At 64.3% G+C, this 13,891-nt stretch carries 11 protein-coding genes; 2 read left to right on the top strand and 9 right to left on the bottom strand.

The window, feature by feature from the left end; all coding sequences use genetic code 11:
- Window positions 1-25: 25 nt before the first annotated feature.
- Both ACR0MM_RS17905 and hslU read right to left on the bottom strand, forming a co-directional pair.
- Window positions 26-1,123, bottom strand: a complete 1,098-nt coding sequence (locus tag ACR0MM_RS17905; protein WP_480697699.1) for an alpha/beta hydrolase — start codon at window positions 1,121-1,123, stop codon at window positions 26-28.
- A gap of 101 nt (window positions 1,124-1,224) precedes the next feature.
- Window positions 1,225-2,532, bottom strand: coding sequence for an ATP-dependent protease ATPase subunit HslU (gene hslU / locus ACR0MM_RS17900; protein WP_170525518.1), 1,308 nt, complete (start codon window positions 2,530-2,532; stop codon window positions 1,225-1,227).
- Window positions 2,533-2,732: 200 nt separating this feature from the next.
- Between hslU and ACR0MM_RS17895 the strand changes: the two genes are divergently transcribed.
- A complete protein-coding gene (locus tag ACR0MM_RS17895; RefSeq protein ID WP_170361080.1) occupies window positions 2,733-3,974 on the top strand; it encodes an MFS transporter in 1,242 nt (413 codons plus the stop codon).
- Window positions 3,975-3,977: 3 nt separating this feature from the next.
- On the opposite strand, the gene hslV is transcribed toward ACR0MM_RS17895, so the two are convergent.
- Window positions 3,978-4,535 (bottom strand): ATP-dependent protease subunit HslV, encoded by a 558-nt coding sequence (gene hslV, locus ACR0MM_RS17890; RefSeq protein WP_093963878.1) that lies wholly within the window; start codon window positions 4,533-4,535, stop codon window positions 3,978-3,980.
- Between the two features lie 195 nt (window positions 4,536-4,730).
- On the opposite strand from hslV, the gene ACR0MM_RS17885 reads away from it, so the two are divergent.
- A complete protein-coding gene (locus ACR0MM_RS17885) occupies window positions 4,731-4,925 on the top strand; it encodes a DUF1127 domain-containing protein (protein WP_093963877.1) in 195 nt (64 codons plus the stop codon).
- Window positions 4,926-5,054: 129 nt separating this feature from the next.
- Here the strand turns inward: ACR0MM_RS17885 and trxA are convergent, their stop codons facing one another.
- From trxA to tsaE, 6 genes are read right to left on the bottom strand one after another with little or no spacing between them, the layout of a single operon-like run.
- A complete protein-coding gene (trxA, locus tag ACR0MM_RS17880) occupies window positions 5,055-5,375 on the bottom strand; it encodes a thioredoxin (RefSeq protein ID WP_170456975.1) in 321 nt (106 codons plus the stop codon).
- 60 nt (window positions 5,376-5,435) lie between these two features.
- Window positions 5,436-8,795 (bottom strand): double-strand break repair helicase AddA, encoded by a 3,360-nt coding sequence (gene addA / locus ACR0MM_RS17875; RefSeq protein WP_480697697.1) that lies wholly within the window; start codon window positions 8,793-8,795, stop codon window positions 5,436-5,438.
- Entirely contained in the window at window positions 8,792-11,719 is a 2,928-nt protein-coding gene (gene addB, locus ACR0MM_RS17870) for a double-strand break repair protein AddB (protein WP_480697695.1), read from the bottom strand. The genes addA and addB overlap by 4 nt, the downstream gene beginning before the upstream one ends.
- Window positions 11,712-12,398, bottom strand: coding sequence for a nucleotidyltransferase family protein (locus ACR0MM_RS17865; RefSeq protein ID WP_480697693.1), 687 nt, complete (start codon window positions 12,396-12,398; stop codon window positions 11,712-11,714). Before ACR0MM_RS17865 ends, addB begins: the two co-directional genes overlap by 8 nt.
- Window positions 12,395-13,399, bottom strand: a complete 1,005-nt coding sequence (locus ACR0MM_RS17860; RefSeq protein ID WP_480697691.1) for an aminoglycoside phosphotransferase family protein — start codon at window positions 13,397-13,399, stop codon at window positions 12,395-12,397. Before ACR0MM_RS17860 ends, ACR0MM_RS17865 begins: the two co-directional genes overlap by 4 nt.
- Complete coding sequence (tsaE, locus tag ACR0MM_RS17855; protein ID WP_480697689.1) at window positions 13,396-13,866, bottom strand: tRNA (adenosine(37)-N6)-threonylcarbamoyltransferase complex ATPase subunit type 1 TsaE; 471 nt, start codon at window positions 13,864-13,866, stop codon at window positions 13,396-13,398. Before tsaE ends, ACR0MM_RS17860 begins: the two co-directional genes overlap by 4 nt.
- Window positions 13,867-13,891: the final 25 nt, after the last annotated feature.

Genomic DNA, 13,891 nt, shown 5'->3' with positions numbered 1-13,891 from the left:
AGGAAAAGGCGGACCCCTCGCCCTATCACGGAGTGCTGACCCGCACCTGCCCGGTTTCGGTCAGAACAACCTCGGTCGCGCCGGCATCGTTTCGCACGGCCGGCGGCACCAGAAGATCAATGCCGCCTTGATCCCGGCCAAAGGTCCTGCTGACCCGGCCCGCCGCGTTGAGAATCGACAGAAGTGCCGGAGATGTGGCGGCCACGAAATGCGAGGATTCCGCATCTTTGTTGAAGGCCGTGGTGTCGATGATGCTGACCGGGTACGGCGCCAGCTTCTCGGTCGAGCTGATGTTGCCCAGCCGCTCGCCCTTGGCAGTTCCGCGCAGGCGTCCGGACACGTTCAAGATTTTGTCTTTGCGCGAGACCATGATCACGAATGGCTCGGGCGGAGATTTGATCACCGCCATCTGCGACCGGAACACGTCAACGTCGAGATCGGGCGAGATCAGCAATACCCCTTCCAGATTGCGCCGAGACCAGCCTGGCTCGCGCAGCTCAGCCTGGCGCATCATCTCCATGGTCAGCGCACCTCCCATCGAGTGCGCAACGATCAGCACGCGCGGGACGCCCAGGGATTTCAGCGTAGAGATGGTTTGTTGAAGCCCGTCGCGGGCAAACAGCATGCTGTCCAGATCATAGGCATAGCCCGATCCGGCCCCTCGGCTGGGCCAGGAATAGACCAACGTCTTGCCCGGCAGGCCGATGTCGTGAGCCAACTGAGCCGCGCGAAAAACGGTTTCGGTCTGGGTGGCGTTGTAGCCATGAACAAAAATCGTAACTTCCTTGGCGCCGTTCAGCCGTGCTTTCAGATCCTGCTCGGACGGAAATTCTCGCACACCGGCCAAAACGAATTGCCGGCTCGGATTCGGGTCCGAATAGGAAAACTCAAGCGTCCCGGGGCGGTGGTTCGGCGGGATCGAGACGGTGGTTTCGAGGAATTGCAGGCGGTCAGCGCGACGATACCCGTACGAGCCATCGGCCTCGCGTGCGCGGGTGGTCGCCGCGAACACGGTCTGCGCCGTGCCGACGTCCAACGCTTCGGGCAAGGTGACCGAGATGGATCGGTCAACGCAGCCTCCCAAAACGGAAACCGTGACGAAAATGATCAGATAGCGCAGCACGGAACGATCCCAGACCAACAGTTACGTGCTACGCATAGCGTAACCTGCCGACGCGTCCAGATAATTGCGCAGGATCAACCGGCGAAAACCGGCTGATCATGTTACAGAACGTAACGGCTCAGGTCCGTGGATTTGGTCAGCTCACCAAGGTTTTCATCCACAAAGGCCGCGTTGACCACGATTTCCGCGCCGGCACGGTCCGGGGCGACAAAGGACAGATCTTCGAAAACGCGCTCCATCACGGTGTACAGGCGCCGGGCGCCGATATTCTCGACGCTCTGGTTCACCTCGGCGGCGATCCGGGCCAGCGCGGCGATCCCGTCCTCGGTAAAGCTGACGGTGACGTTTTCGGTGCCCATCAAAGCCGTATACTGGCGGGTCAGCGCGTTGTCCGTCTCGGTCAGGATGCGCACGAAATCCTCTTCGGTCAGCGCACGCAGCTCGACCCGGATCGGCAGACGCCCCTGCAGTTCCGGCAACAGATCCGAAGGCTTGGCGATATGGAACGCGCCGCTGGCAATGAACAGAATGTGGTCGGTCTTGACCGGGCCGTGTTTGGTGGACACGGTCGTGCCTTCGATCAGTGGCAGCAGGTCGCGCTGCACGCCTTCGCGGCTGACATCCCCGCCGCGGGTTTCTGCCCGGGCGCAGACCTTGTCGATCTCGTCCAGAAATACGATGCCATTCTGCTCGACCGATTCCAGCGCCGCGCGGGTGACGGCCTCGTCATCCAGCAACTTGTCGGCCTCTTCCCCGATCAGGATGTCATAGCTTTCGGCCACCGTTATGCGGCGCTTGACGGTGCGCCCGCCGAAAGCTTTGCCGAAAATGTCGCCCAGGTTCATCATGCCCATCTGACCGCCCGGCTGGCCGGGAATGTCGAACATCGGCATCGGGTTGGACGTATCTGCCAATTCAAGCTCGATCACCGTGTCGTCCAGCTCGCCGGATTTCAGCTTCTTGCGGAACATCTCGCGGGTGCTCTCGCGGGCGTCCGAGCCGGCGATGGCCTCGATCACGCGGTCCTCGGCAGCCTGATGCGCCTTGGCCTTGACCTCTTCGCGCATGTATTCACGGGTCTGGATGATAGCGGCATCGGCCAGATCGCGGATGATCTGTTCAACATCGCGGCCGACATAGCCGACTTCGGTGAATTTGGTCGCTTCGACCTTGATGAAAGGCGCGCGGGCCAGCTTGGCCAAGCGGCGGCTGATCTCGGTTTTGCCCACGCCGGTGGGCCCGATCATCAGGATATTCTTGGGATAGACCTCATCGCGGATGTCGTCCGGCAACTGCTTGCGCCGCCAGCGGTTGCGCAGGGCCACGGCGACAGCGCGCTTGGCATCCTTCTGCCCGATGATGAAACGATCCAGTTCCGAGACGATCTCGCGCGGGGTCAGGTCGGTCACAGGGCAGTCCTTTCGATGGTCGGCAGTCAGCTGCGGCTTAGGTAAGCACGGGGTCGGCAAAAACAACCGAGACCGCACATTTGGCCGCGTTGGTTAACAATGACCCGGCGCCAATGCAATTCTTTCCTGACCTCCGTGTTGGGAGATTTCGGTGTCCTCTGATAGGGTTGGCGGAATGTGCGCGGGACCCGGAGAGTGAAATGTCCAAGATTGCCAAGATTACCCTGCTGTTCGTGGTGTTCGTGGACCTGATCGGCCAAGGGCTGGTTTTTCCGATCATCAACTCGCTGATCATGGAGACGAAATCGGGGTTTCTGCCGGAAAGCACGCCAATGGGCAGCCGTCATTTCTACTACGGTCTGGTGATCGGGTGTTTCTTCCTGTCCTGGTTTCTGGGCGTCGTCTATGTCTCGAAAGTTTCGGACTCCATCGGGCGCAAGAATGCACTTCTGGTCTGCCTGGGCGGCGCGCTGGCCGGCTATGCGATCACCATTGCGGCGCTGTATCTCAACAGCCTGATCCTGTTGATCGTGGGCCGGTCGATCACCGGGTTCACGGCCGGAAACCAGCCCATTGCGCAGGCGGCCATGATCGACGGCAGCACGGATGCGGCCGATCGTGACCGGAACATGGGTTATATCGTGACAGGGGTCAGCTTTGGCCTGGTCGGCGGCCCGATCATCGGAGCGGTCCTGTCGGATGCGGCGCTGTTGGGCAGCGTTGCCACGCTCAAGACCCCATTCTACGGCGCGTTTGTCCTGGTGCTTATCGCGATCCTGCTGGTGCTGTTCTTTTTCAAGGATACCCGAACCGAACGCGAACCCTTCGTCTTTCGCCCCCGCGATGTGACCGACAGCCTGGTCGCCGTACGTGGCCACCCCATGGTTCTGAAGATCCTGCCCGTCTACGCGTTCTTCATGATCGCGAACGTCACCTTCTACGTGTTTGTGGACAATTTCCTGACCAGCGCTTTTGGTTACGGCGTGATCGGCGGCAGCATGGCCATGGTCGTCATTGGTGTGGCGCTGGCCTTCTCCAGTACGTTTCTCGTAAAACCAGCGCAGGAACGGTTCAGCAAGCACAACATCATATATGTTTCGCTGATCGTCATGGTGATCTGCGGCTTTGCCTTTGCCTTCAGCCCCAGCGGCGTGCTCAGCTACGTGCCGGTGTTCCTGTTCTATTTCCTGTTCGGCGTGGCCTACCCGACCCTTCTGGGCCTGTTCTCCTCGTCGGTCAGCGAGGCGGATCAGGGCTGGGTCATGGGCGTAACCACGGCCGTGTTCTGCCTGGCGGGTGGAATCATGTCGCTGATCGGCGGCGGGTTGATGAGCATCGATATCCGCCTGCCCTATTACATCGTGATCGCCTCGGCCATTCTGGGGCTGATCGGGATGCACCGCCGGTGGAAGGGCAAGGAGATTTCGGCCCTGCTGGCCTGACCCCTAGCCCGAAATGCTCTCAACCGTCAGGTTGCCGTTGGTGTAGACACAGATATCCGCGGCAATTGCCATGGCCTCGCGGGCAACCTCCTCGGCCGACTTGTCGCTGTCCATCATCGCGCGCGCGGCTGCCAGGGCAAAGTTGCCACCCGACCCGATCGCCGCCACGTCATGTTCCGGCTCGAGCACGTCCCCGGCCCCGGTGATCACGAACAGGTCTCGGCCGTCGGTGACGATCAGCATCGCCTCAAGCTTTTGCAGGTACTTGTCGGTGCGCCAGTCCTTGGCCAGTTCGACCGAGGCGCGGGCCAGTTGACCGGGCGTGGCCTCCAGCTTGGCTTCCAGCCGTTCCAGCAGCGTGAAAGCATCGGCGGTCGATCCGGCGAACCCCGCGACGATCTCGAAACCGCCGGGCGACAGGCGCCGTACCTTGCGGGCGGTGCCCTTGATCACGGTCTGGCCCAGGCTGACCTGCCCGTCACCCGCGATGACGATCTGGCCGCCTTTCTTGACGCCGATGATCGTGGTGCCGTGCCAACCGGGAAAGTCGTTCTCCGCCATTCAAGCCTCCGTATCCGTTGATGCCCTATATGGGCCGGGGGCGCGATCCGCGCAACCCGTTCTCAAACTGCCTAAAAGATATGCAATCCGTGCATCACGGGGTTGTCGGACCAGCAATTGTGAGTCGCCTGTCGCAAGACTAGATGAGGCTTACAACCGACACAGGGTCGGCTGTTTCAAAAAAGGAATGCGCAAATGGCAACCACCGCAAATATCCATGCGCCGCTCGGAGCAGCTACCATCCTGCGTGTAGTGGACGGCATCTCGCACGCTTTCGAAGCTGTCGCCGAATGGAACACCGCCCGCAAGACCCGCAAGCTGCTGTCGCAACTGAGCGATGCCCAGCTGGAAGATATCGGTCTGGTCCGCGAAGATATCGCCAAGATCTGAATTCAGACCGAATTCGACTAAAGACGAATGGCCGCTTGGATTTCCGGGCGGCTTGTTCTTTTTGCGCAGACCATGCACAAAAAAGGCGCCCGATGAGGAGCGCCTTCTTTTGTTGAGTTCCGTTCGGTATCAGATGGATTCGTCGATCCAGCTTTGCAGGGCGGCCTTCGGGGCAGCGCCTGCGCGGTTCGAAACCACCTGACCGTCCTTGAAGATGAACAGCGCGGGAATACCGCGCACACCCATGGCTGCGGCCGAGTTGGGGTTGCTGTCCACGTCGACCTTGGCGATCTTGACCTTGCCGTCATATTCGGCCGCCAGCTCTTCCAGAGCGGGGCCGATCTGCTTGCAGGGTCCGCACCACTCGGCCCAGAAATCCACCACGACGGGGACGTCCGAGTTCTTGACTTCGGCGTCAAAGGTTTCGTCGGTTACGGCTACGGTCGACATATTCTGTCTCCTGAATGACATGCGGTTGGGAGTCGAACGTAGGTGTGCCAATTGGGGAGGTCAAGATATCTGGGCCCGCACCAGCGCATCTGTCACAAGATCGTGTGGCAGCCACATCAGGCGCGCCGTCCGCGTCCACAAAATCGCGGTGCGGATCTCGCGGCCGGGATAGATCAGCGACAGCGCGGCGGCATAGGCGCCCATCTGGCGCAGCAGGCCCTCGGGGCAGGTTTCGGCCCGATCGGGAACCGTGGCGTTTGATTTGAAATCAATGACTTGCACCACGTCATCCGTCACGATCAACCGGTCGATCACCCCGTGGATCCGGCGACCGTCCAGAGTGGCCGAGACCGGCACCTCGCCCAGCGCGTCCGGGGCAAAGACGGGGGTCAGGTCCGGTGCGGTCAGCACGCCCGCCGCCTCTGCCAGAAGGTCGCGGCGGTCACCGTCCTGCATATCGGGCAGAAGCCGGGCGCAGAGCTGATCCCACCGGTCGCGCGGCGCCGGGGCCAGATGCTCGAGCAGCAGGTGCAGGCGGGTGCCGCGCAGCTTGGCGGCCTCTTCCTCAAGCCCGGTTTCGCCCGCCAGGGCCTTGGCCCCGCCCAGATCGGAGGGGCTGAGCGTCTCGGGATCGGGTATCGGCTCGGGCGCGGGCCGGTGGAACAGGTCCGGCAGGGTATCCTGCACCGGCTCCGGGGTCGGGCGATGGTCCAGCGGCAGACCCTCCCAATCGCCATGCGCCAGACGGCGGATGCCGGTGCCGGGGGTCTCGGTGGCGCCTGCCCGGCCAATCGCCTCTTCGACCAGTTGGTACCAGCTGGACCCGTCCTTGCCCAGATCGCCGGCAGCCGCCACGATCAGCCATTTCTCGGCCCGGGTCAGCGCGACGTACAGCAAACGTAGCCGCTCGTTCTCCTCGCGTTGGCGCGCGTCTTCGCGGGCGCGGGCGACGAGGCCAGGCGACAGGTCGGTGGGCACCTTCCACAGCGGCGTTCCGTCGGCGACCATGATCTCGGCATCGCGGGGCGGCTGCCGCTTGCCGGTGTCCGGCAGGATCACGATCGGCGCCTCCAGCCCTTTCGAGCCATGCACCGTCATCACCCGGATCATGTTACCCACGCCGGTCATCTGGCGCTTGATCTCAAGGTCGTCGGTCTGCATCCAGACCAGGAACCCCGTCAGGCTGGGAATGTCCGACCGCTCATAGGCCAGCGCCTGCGACAGCAGCGCGTTGATGCCGTCCTCGGCCTCGGCGCCCAGACGACCCAACAGTTTGCGGCGGCCGTCATGGCGGGTCAGCACCCGTTCGATCAGGTCAAAGGGGCGCAGAAAGTCCACCTGCCCGCGCAGATCGTTCAACACGGCCAGCGTTTCGGGAAAATCCCCGGCGCGTTGGCGCAGCGCCGCCCACAGGTACCTTTCCTGACGGCGATGGGCCAGGTCGAACAGCATCTGCTCGGACCAGCCGAACAGCGGCGATTTCAGCACCGTGGCCAGCGACAGGTCATCCTCGGGCGTGGCCAGGAAACTCAGCAGCGCGGCCAGATCCTTGACCGCCAGTTCCGCGCCCACCTTCAGCCGGTCGGCCCCCGCGATCGGCAGACCCTGGGCCTTGCAGGCGCGGATGATCTCGGCGAACAGGTCCGAGCGGCGCTGCACCAGGATCAGGAAATCCCCCGGCCGCACCTTGCGGCGCACGAATGTGCCGCGCGTGGGGCCGTCTTCGGGGATGGTTTCGCCGGCGTCGATCATGGCCTTGATGCGCGCGGCGATCTGGTTGGCCAGGATCACCGTGTGATGCTGCGCCGCGGGCCGATCGACCGGGTCGGTCCAGTCGCCCTCGTCCGCGTCCTCGACCTTTTCCACCACCGGCCACAGATCGACCCGGCCGGGCAGATCGGCCTTGAAGGCGCGGTGCTGGGATTCTTTCTGAAACCCCGCCTCGGCGCGGTTTTCGAACAGAATATCGACCAGCGACAGGATGGAGCTGGAGGAACGGAACGAATATTCCAGCGTCCAATCCCACAGTTTAGAGCCTGATTCCTGCAGTTTCCGCCCGAACTCGGCCTGCATCCGGTCAAAGGCCTGCGGGTCGGCCCCCTGGAAGGAATAGATCGACTGTTTCTTGTCGCCGACCACGAAGATCGTCCGCTCGACCCCAGACCGTGCGCCCTCGCCGCTGGTGAATTCCTGCGCCAGTTTCTCGACCACGTCCCATTGATCGGGGCTGGTGTCCTGCGCCTCGTCCACCAGGATGTGGTCGATGCCGCCATCCAGCCGGTACAGAACCCAAGCGGCCACCGCCGGATCGTTCAGCAACAGGCGCGCGCGCAGGATCAGGTCGTCGAAATCCAGCCAGCCGCGCAGTTGCTTGCGGCGTTCATATTCCGGCAGGAATGCCGCCGCGAAGCGGTGCAGCACCATGGACTTGCGCGCGGCGGCCAGCGCCAGGCGCCCTTCCCGCGCGGCCTCGACCCGCCGCATCAGCGCCTCGAGCGGATCCATTTGCCCCGCCAGAACCCCTTCGCGCAGCGCCTTGGTGGGAAAGTTGCCGATCTTGGCGGTAAAGGGCTCTTTGGCGGATTTTCCGGTCAGGAACACGTCTTCCAGCACGGGCAGCTGACCCGGCGCGGGTTCGGTGAAGCCCGACAGTTTCTCGGCCGCCTTGGCGTCGGTCTTGCCGCCGCCCGCCAGCGCCGGAAGGATCGACCGGATCAGCTCGACCTCGCCGCCCAGAAACACCTGCGCCAGCAGCGCGTCCTCGTCGAAACCCTCGGGCAGGCCAAAACGGGCCAGCAGGTCGGGCCATTGCAGCGCGGGCGTGAACAGGGTGCGTTTCTGGGCGATTGCGGCGGTCAGCTTGTCAAAGCCGGTATCGGTGATGTGGCGGGCCACGTCCTCGATCAGGCGGGCCCGCGGGCCTTCGGCGAAGTCCTCGACGATTTCCTCGCGCAGAAGGGCCGCGGCGCGGTCTTCCATCTCGGAAAACTGCGGGCTGACCCCGGCCTCGAGCGGGAACCGCCGCAGCAGCGAGGCGCAGAACGAGTGGATCGTTTGGATCTTCAACCCGCCCGGCGTTTCGATGGCGCGCGCGAACAGGGTGCGGGCCCGGGCCAGGCGGTCGGGGTCGATCACCCCTTCGACGCCCAGTTCGGTCAGTTGCCGCAGCAACGCGGCGTCGTCCAGCATCGCCCACTCGCCCAGCCGTTTGAACAGGCGGTTCTGCATCTCGCTGGCGGCGGCCTTGGTATAGGTCAGGCACAGGATGTGCTGCGGCTGGACGCCGTCCAGCAGCAGCCGCGCCACGCGGTCGGTCAGAACCCGCGTCTTGCCCGAGCCCGCATTGGCCGCCAGCCAGGTCGACGCATCGGGCCGCGCCGCCTGAACCTGCCGTTCGGTCGCATCGTCGCGCGGGGTCATGTCAGATCCTCGGGCTTGGTTTCGGCGGTGCGGTCCCATTCGCCGAACCGCGCCAGGTGGTCATAGTCGCCCACGTCGCTGTCCTTGTGCATCATCCGGCGCGACGAAAACCCCTGATCAGGCTCTAAATAAGTGGAAATCAGCTCCTTCAGCTCGGCCAGAACCCTGTCGGGCGGCTCTTTGTCCAAGGGTGCCGGGACCTCTTTGTAGGTGCCGCCCATACCGATGAACACGGCGTTGGCCACGGCCATCGGGTCAAATCCTTCGATCCCGCCCTGCTCGGCCATCGCGGCCTCTATCAGCAATTGCTTGTCGAACTTGGCCTGCTGCGACTCCGAGGGTGGCGTGCCGGTCTTGTAGTCGATGATGGTCAGCGCGCCGCGGCTGTTGCGGTCGATCCGGTCGGCGCGGCCATTCAGGGCGAACCCAAGCGGTTCCAGCGTCAGGCGCATCTTGGCCTCGAAGGCGATCGGACCGCCGTCGCTGCGGCGGCTGATCTCGGCGCGCAGAAAGTCGTCGGCGATCCGCTCGAGCCGCGCCAGCCACAGTTTCCGGGCGGTGGGCCAGGCGACATGCTGATCCAGCAGCGCCTCGGCCCGTTTCAGGAAGTTGTCGCGGGTCAGCAGCGCACCGTCCAGCACGCTGTCCTTGACGAAATGTTCCAGGATCTCGTGGATCACGATGCCGCGCAGCAGGGCGTCGGGCGCCTGTACCAGTGGGTCCAGCGGTTTCAGGCGCAGGACGTGCTTGGCATAGATCGCATAAGGGTCGCGGATCAGCCGCTTGATCTCGGTCACCGAAAGGCGGCGCGGGCGCGCGGCCACCGGCGGGCGCGGTGAAGGACGCGGTGCGGCGGCGATCCGGGGCGCCTGTTCCAGCATCTCGGACCAGCGCAGCCATGTCTTGCCCCGGTCGCGCATCTGTTCCAGCGCCGCGCGGCCGCCCTGATCCGGCAGGCCCTGCAACAGGTTGGTCAACCGGTTCAGCCAGCGTGACGGCACGGTTTCGGCATCATCCGAGCGGACCGCGCGGGTCAGCCAGACCTCGGTCGCGCCGATGGCCTGCTGGAAATCATGCGCCGACAGGCCGATTCGCCGTTCCGGCAGCAACAGGCCGGCACGGTCGCGCATCTGCCGGTTCAGCCAGGGGTCTGGCGCGGGAGCCTCGGGCCAGCTGCCTTCGTTCAACCCGCCCAGGATCAGCAGGTCGGCACCCTGAACGCGCGCTTCGAGCGTGCCCCAGATCATGATCCGCGGGTGGGGGGCGTCGCGGTCGCGGACCTCTTGCCCGGCCAGCAGCGCGCCCAGCAGATCGGCGAAATCCAGCGCCGTCATCTCGCCGCCGTGCTCGGCCTCGTCTGCAAGTCCCGAGATCACCGCCAGCGCCGATTGACCTGCGTTCTTGTCCCACAACTCGCCCGCGCCGTCGGTTCCGGCGCTAGCAATCGCCTCGGCCAGATCGCGCAGGCGCTGCACCCAGTCGGTCAGGGGCAGGGTGCCGCTGATCTGCTGGTTGCAGAAATTGCGGATCAGCCACAGAGCCCACGCATCCGGCACGTCTTTTTCGACGGCAAAACCTGTCAGGCTGGCGCTGTCGGGGAAGGGCGGGCCGTTGCGGCGCAGGTGCAGTTCCAGATCGCGGCTGTGCAACAGATGCGCGCCGCGGTCGCCGGCGCTTTGACACAAAGGGTGTTTCAGCAGGGTCAGCAGTGCCTCGGCATCCAGACGGCGCGCGAACAGCCCGGCCACATGGCGCAGGAACCGGCCCGGTGGCGACAGTTGCAGCGGCAGGCCGGCGCTGTCATCGGGCAGGATGTTCCAGCGGTCCAGCGCGGCGCTGACCTGGCGGGTCAGCATCCGGTCGGGGGTGATCAGGGCGGCGGTCTGGCCGGTCTCGGCCGCCTGCCGCAGGCGCAGGGCGATGGCCAGCGCCTCGGCCCGCGGCGATTGCGCCTCGACCAAGGTGATGTTGCGAGTCGCGGCATCCAGATCGCGCAGCTGCGGGCCTTCGCTCATCCAGGCATCGGTGATCGGGGCAGGGCGCAATGCCAATGAAACCAAACGGTTGCGCGCGGGCGAGGGGGGCTGGTCCGGGGTCCAGGATGCGATCTGATCCGGCCCTATCCCCAGTTCGGTCATCAGCTTGCGGAACCGGTATTGCGGGTGATCCTCCGAGGTCATTGCCGAATCCAACCGTTCCCAGACATGAGCGGGTTGGTCGAAATCGTACCCCGGCAGGATCAGCGCCCCCTGCGGCAGCCGCGCCACCGCCTGCATCAGCATCAGCGTGGTCCCGCGCGAGCCGGTGGACCCGGCCAGGATCACGGGGTGTTGCGGCGGCGCGTCCTGCCAGCGGGCGATCAGGTTCTCGACCACGCGGCGTTGGCGGGCCTGCACGTCCAGACTGCCATCCTCGGTCTTCAGGAACTGGTCGGCGATGCCGATGAAGGCCTGCGTCCGTGCCCAATGGCCCGACAGGTCAGTCACGTCCAGTTGCCGGATCGCCTCGGGCGGGACGCCTTCGCCCTGCATCTCTTCGATCAGGGCAGCGAGGCTGTCGGAAAGGTCAAACAGCGACGACCGCGCGGCCAAGTCCGGTTGCTGGTCCAGCAGTCGCGCCACCAGCTGCGTCAGTTCCAGCCGGCGACGCAAGGGCGGTACGGCGGGCGGTACACGATCAAGATCGACGCTTTCGCCCAGATCGGTGACCAGCGAAATGCGGGGCAAGAGGCAGGGCGGACCCTGATCGAACAGCTCGCGCACGCGGCGGGCCATGCGGCGGGTGTTCAGCACCAGTTGCACGCGGGCCAGTGCCTCGGGCGAGTGGCCGTCGCAGCGCGCCCGCAGCCCACGCACCAGCGCCTGCGGAAAATCCGCACCGGGCGGCACCGCAAAGACCCGGGGGGTGGCGCTGGGGTCAAACATCGGCCAGCATCTCCTCGGCCAGGGCGATGCCTTCGGGCCGGCCCACATCGCACCAGCGCCCGGGATACTGCAGACCGTACAGCCGGCCATCGCGGTGCATCCGGTCCCACAAGATATTGAGCGAGAACGCTTTTTCCGGAATGTCCGCCAGACCGTCGGTCTTCAGGATCTGAATGCCGCCATAGACGTGACCCGGCCCGCGTTCAAGCCGGCCTTGGGGGTCGATTCTGAAATCTCCGAGGCCTGCATGTCCGATCGTCTGTGCGATCGGCACGCAGATCAACAGAGCGTCCATCCGCGCCGGATCCCAAGCCGCCTTCAGCAACTCCAAAGGGTTGGGCCCGGACCAGATCGCATCGGTGTTCATCGTGAAAACCGGCCCCGGACCCAGCAGCGGCAGGGCCGCGCGCAATCCGCCGCCGGTTTCCAGGATGTCCGGCTGTTCGTGTGAAAGCAGGACACCACGTGGCGCCAAATGATCTGTCAGCTGATCAGCCAGGTAATGCAGGTTCGCGACCACCCGGCGCGGCCGCGCCGCATCCGTCAGGTCCAGAGCATGGTCGATCAAGGGCCGTCCGGCCACCGGGATCAGCGGCTTGGGTCGGGTGCGGGTCAACGCGCCCATGCGGGTGCCGAAACCGGCGGCAAACAGCATGATGGCCTCGGGTGTATCGGTCATCCGGCCCTCAGCCTTGCAAGGTTTTCGGGCGTTGGGGATGGCAGCGCCTGCCGAACCAGATCCGCGACCGAGACCAGCGCCGGATGCTCGAGATCGCGCATCAGATGAGCCCAGGCCGCCGGGATAAGATCCACGTAATGCGGTTTGCCATAGTCGGTGGCAAGGCGGGCAAATCCCCCCAGTATCCGCAGGTTGCGTTGGGCGCCGAGGACACTGTACGCCGTGCGGAAATCATGGTCATCCACACCTGTTGCCGTGATGTAGCGGTTGACCATGCTCATTTCGATTGCGGCGGGCACAGTGCGGCGGACATCCTGCAGCAACGACATCAGGTCATAGGCGGGATGGCACAGCATTGCGCTTTGAAAATCCAGCAGGCCGACCCGGCGGACCCCGTCGCGCTCAGGCAGCCAGATCAGGTTCTCGGCATGGTAGTCCCTTAGGGTCACCACCCGCGTGCCCGAGGTTTCCTGCAGCAAAATGTCAGCGAACCGATGCTGAAAACGATCATGGGCGTCTACGTCATAGGCGCCTTGTATCCCTTGGGCATATTTGGTGAAGGCAAGGGCCGACAATTCCGCCATTAGGGACGGGTCATAGCTTTCCAACGAGGGCAGGGGCCCAGAGTGCAGATGGACCAGCACGTCGGTTGCGGCCTCGTACAATTCACGCTCGACCTCCGGCTGCTTCTCGATCAGGCGGGCAAACAGGTCGTCGCCGAAATCCTCCAGCAGGAGGAACCCGCTCTCGGCGTCCTCGGCAAGAATCTCGGGCGCGCTCAGACCGACGGACCGCAGGTATTCTGCCACCCTGACAAACGGTTCCACGTCTTCCCCCTTGTCCGGGGGCGCGTCCATCAAAACGGCGGTCCGCCCGGTGTCCGGGTCGGTCAGACGTTCATACCGGCGGTTCGAGGCGTCTCCGGCCAGCGGCGCGTAAGAGGCTTTGGCCCAAGGGGTCCGTGCGATCAGCGCCTCGGCCAGAACTGCGCGGTTGGTCATGCGATCCTCTTCAATTTGTCGGTCCACTTGGGGTCGGACCACGTCAGGGTCAGGTGTCGGGTTTCTTCGGCAGCGGGGTCGGCATGAAACTGCACCAACAGGGCCGAGGCTGGCTGTAGCGGACCCAGCTTGTCAGGCCATTCCACGAGGCATATCGCCGTATCAAAAGCCTCGGTCAGGCCCAATTCCTCGATCTCATCCACCGAGGTAAGCCGGTACAGATCGGAGTGCCAGATTTCGCCGGCTTCACCATCGTAAACCTGAACCAGCGTGAATGTGGGCGATGGCACATCTTCGGGCACAGGCAGGGCCGATTGGATCAGATTGCGAGCAAAATGGGTTTTGCCACTGCCGATTGGGCCGTCCAGTAAAATAACGTCGCCGGGCGCCAAATGGGCGGACAGGCGGCTGGCCAGATCGGCGGTTTCTTCCGGTGATGTCAGAGTGATCGAAGCGGGCGAATTCATGGCGCCACAATGAACGGGGGCCGAA

The sequence above is a fragment of the Ruegeria sp. BC6 genome, from assembly GCF_056539185.1.
The sequence above is the reverse complement of the archived record's forward strand: the minus strand, read 5'-3'. Positions and strand labels throughout refer to the sequence as shown.